Consider the following 660-nt stretch of genomic DNA (forward strand, 5'->3'; position numbering starts at 1 on the left):
ACGCGGTATGCGTGGGATGACAACGGCCGGGTCACGGTTCAGAACGCTGATGGCAGCCGGGAAGTTTACGTGCATGACCAGCGGGCGCGGCTGGTGCAGCGCATTGATCCCGATGGCGCCGAGCACTTCAAATCCTACGATGACAAGGGCCGACTGACGGTCGAGCAGGACCCGTTGGGGGCGGTGACGGCGTATCAGTACGACGACGCCGGACGTTTGGTGGCGTTGTTTCCTGGGGAGGATGAGCCGACTTCCTACGAGCACGATAACGGGCTCGTACGGGTTGTACGGCGTGGTGAGGCGGTCTGGAAGTATGAGCGCAACGACCAGGGCGACGTCATTCGCAAGACCGATCCCGACGGCCACATTACGGACTACAGCTACAACAAATACGGGCAACTGACCGGGATTTGGTATCCGGATAACAGTTGTCACCGGCTGGTCTGGAATGAACGTGGTCAGCTGCTTGAGGAGCAGCTGCCAAATGGCGGTATCAAGCGCTATCGCTATGACGATCTTGGTAGGCAGATTGCACGCGAGGAAGAGCATGGAACGCTAACCCAGTATCAATGGGATGCCGCCGGGCGTCTGCTGAAACTGACCCTGCACGATGGAGCTACGCGGGAATACAGCTACAACCCCTACGGAAAAATCACCGCC

At 58.9% G+C, this 660-nt stretch carries 1 pseudogene; it reads left to right on the forward strand.

Going from position 1 to position 660, the window contains the following annotated elements:
* Positions 1-660, forward strand: a pseudogene (locus tag ACI77D_RS29320) (type IV secretion protein Rhs); the annotation flags it as partial.

Origin of the sequence: Pseudomonas sp. O39, assembly GCF_045447295.1 — a bacterium.
GTDB lineage: Bacteria > Pseudomonadota > Gammaproteobacteria > Pseudomonadales > Pseudomonadaceae > Aquipseudomonas > Aquipseudomonas antarctica_A.